Source organism: Janthinobacterium sp. AD80, from assembly GCF_002878455.1.
Classification (GTDB): Bacteria; Pseudomonadota; Gammaproteobacteria; order Burkholderiales; family Burkholderiaceae_D; genus Janthinobacterium.
Genome location: NZ_NRDQ01000352.1, coordinates 1 through 2,278, shown reverse-complemented (window position 1 = coordinate 2,278; position 2,278 = coordinate 1). Strand labels below are relative to the sequence as shown.

Genomic DNA, 2,278 nt, shown 5'->3' with positions numbered 1-2,278 from the left:
CTGACAAAGATCCTCACTTACCACGTGGTACCGGGAAAATACGACTTCAAGGCGCTGGCCAAGGAAATCAAGATGCACGACGGCAAGGCAACCCTGCCGACGGCCAGCGGCGGCAAGCTGATGTTCGCCATGAACGGCATGCACAACATCGTCGTGATGGATGAAAGCGGCAATAGCGCCAACATCAGCACCTATGACGTGTACCAGTCGAATGGCGTGATCAACGTCATCGACACGGTGCTGATGCCTAAATAAGCGGGCGAAAAAAAGACAGGGAAAACCCTGTCTTTTTGCTTGATGCCGTGCTGCTTACTTGGCTGGTGCAGGCGCAGGAGCTGGTTCCGCAGCTGCCGCCGGTGCTGCTTTTTCCGCAGGAGCTGCCTTCTTCGCCTTGTGATGCTTGGCTTTCTTGTGCGCCGCCGGCTTGACGGCTGCTGCCGGCGCTTCAGCCTTGGCTGCTGGCGCGGCTGCTACGGCAGGCGTCGCTGGCGTGGCGGCAGGAGCGGCTGGCGCCTGGGCGAAAGCGGCGGTGGCAAACAGGCTGGCAACGAGGGTGGCGATAACTTTTTTCATGATGATGTCCTGGTAGGTAGGGTGGCGTATCGAATCGGGTACGTATGTGCTGGATTACTTGGCTGGCGCCGCTTCAGCGGCGGCCGATGCCAGTTTTTCGTCAGCCTTGGCCTTGGTTTTCGTGGCCTTGTGGTGCGCCTTGGTTTTCGTGGTGGCCGCTTCCGCTTTGGCGCTGGCGACTTCCGTTTTCGCGGCGACGACTGCCTTGGCTTCTTTCGCATCGGCCTTGACGACGGCTTGCGCTTCCTTGGCGTCCGCCTTCACGACAGCCTTGGTATGTGCCGCTTCCACTTTGGCGGGAACCGAGGCTGCAGGGGCGGCTGGCGCTGCGGGCGCCTGGGCAAAGGCAGCGCTTGCGAACAGGCCGGCGATCAGGGTAGCAATTACTTTTTTCATGGTGCAGTCCTCAGTGGTGGTTTGTCTGGCATGTCTGTTGGTGCCGGGATGATTCCCGTGTCACTGAGCATAAAACGCGCCCCGGATCGCTGCCGTTGACGGCCATTACAAACGCTTACATCTGCATGGCATCCGCGTGCAGGATGGCTTTCAGGATGTCTTCCGAACGGCGTTGTCCATAGCCTTTTCCATACGCGCTGGATGCAATGCTCACCACCATGCGGCGGGCCGGTATCACATAGATCTTGTTGCCGCCGTTGCCCGAGGCGAAATGCACGGCGATCTTCTTGCCGCCGATGTCCTGCGTCTTCGCGTACCAGAAATAGCCGTAGCTGTCCGCGTAGCGGTCCGTGGCGCCGATGGCCACGCGCGGCGCCAATGCGGCTTGCAGCCAGGCGGCGTCGATCACCCGCTGGCCGTCCACCACCCCATCATCGAGCACCATCTGCCCGATCTTCGCCGTGTCGCGCGCGCGCAGCGACAAGTTGCCTTGTCCTTTCGGATGGTGTGCCACGTCGCGGCCCCAGCTCCAGCGCGTGATGCCGAGCGGGGCGAACAACACCTTGGCCGCATGCGTTTCCAGGTCGGCGCCGCTGGTGTTTTCCAGCACGCGCCCGGCGATGTAGGAACCCAGCGAGTTGTAGCGGTACAGCGTGCCTGGCGCCGTGGCGGCCGGCACGGCGCGCACGAAGGCGGCGGGATCGGGCGCTTCATCGAGTTTGTCTTCATTGCCCGGCGAGTGTTCGTCTTCATCAAAGGCGGCCAGGCCCGAACGCATGGTCAGCAAGTCGTCGATGACAACCTTGCCCGCCGGGCTGCCGGCCACCTCGGGCCAGTAGTCGCCCACCGTTTTGCCGGTGGCCAGCTGGCCGCGCGCCACGGCGGCACCCACCAGCAGCGCGGTGATGCTCTTGCCGGCCGAGCGGATGTCGTGCAGGGTATCGGCCGTCTCGCCGTTGTAATAGCGTTCGGCGACGATGGCGCCATCGCGCAGCACGACGACGGCGCGCAAGTCGCCATGAGTGTCGCGGTCCTGCGCTTGCAGTACCTGGTCGAAGGCGGCATGGGAGGCGTCCTGCGCCAGCGCGGCGCAGGGGAAGAGGAGGGAGGCAATCAGTGGCAGGGACAAGCGGCGCATGGACAGCTTTCGTGGCGATGGGTCGGACGGACAGTGTCGCCCAATAGCGCCGCCGTGTGGCGATCCGCCTGGTTTATTTGCTGAAGTTTGCATGAAGCGGGTGTGCTGGCGCTTCCTGCGTCGGCGTTTTTTCCGCTTGCCGCATGCGCGCGCGGCGCTTGCGCAGCCAGA

4 protein-coding genes are annotated in these 2,278 nt (G+C 63.1%); 1 reads left to right on the top strand and 3 read right to left on the bottom strand.

Annotated features, from left to right (window positions below):
* Positions 1-255 (top strand): fasciclin domain-containing protein (locus JaAD80_RS29380; RefSeq protein ID WP_180979669.1); only part of this gene is annotated, 255 nt, incomplete at its 5' end.
* Positions 256-309: 54 nt separating this feature from the next.
* Here the strand turns inward: JaAD80_RS29380 and JaAD80_RS29375 are convergent.
* The 3 genes from JaAD80_RS29375 to JaAD80_RS29365 all read right to left on the bottom strand — a co-directional run bounded on the left by JaAD80_RS29375 (position 310) and on the right by JaAD80_RS29365 (position 2,107).
* A complete protein-coding gene (locus tag JaAD80_RS29375; protein WP_102299686.1) occupies positions 310-573 on the bottom strand; it encodes a hypothetical protein in 264 nt (87 codons plus the stop codon).
* A gap of 54 nt (positions 574-627) precedes the next feature.
* Positions 628-969, bottom strand: a complete 342-nt coding sequence (locus JaAD80_RS29370; RefSeq protein WP_102299684.1) for a hypothetical protein — start codon at positions 967-969, stop codon at positions 628-630.
* A gap of 115 nt (positions 970-1,084) precedes the next feature.
* Entirely contained in the window at positions 1,085-2,107 is a 1,023-nt protein-coding gene (locus tag JaAD80_RS29365) for a serine hydrolase (protein ID WP_180979668.1), read from the bottom strand.
* Positions 2,108-2,278: the final 171 nt, after the last annotated feature.

Bases quoted from the DNA above. Each gene is read 5' to 3' on its own strand.
- JaAD80_RS29375 (WP_102299686.1), bottom strand. From the start codon at position 573: ATGAAAAAAGTTATCGCCACCCTCGTTGCCAGCCTGTTTGCCACCGCC.
- JaAD80_RS29370 (WP_102299684.1), bottom strand. From the start codon at position 969: ATGAAAAAAGTAATTGCTACCCTGATCGCCGGCCTGTTCGCAAGCGCT.
- JaAD80_RS29365 (WP_180979668.1), bottom strand. From the start codon at position 2,107: ATGCGCCGCTTGTCCCTGCCACTGATTGCCTCCCTCCTCTTCCCCTGC.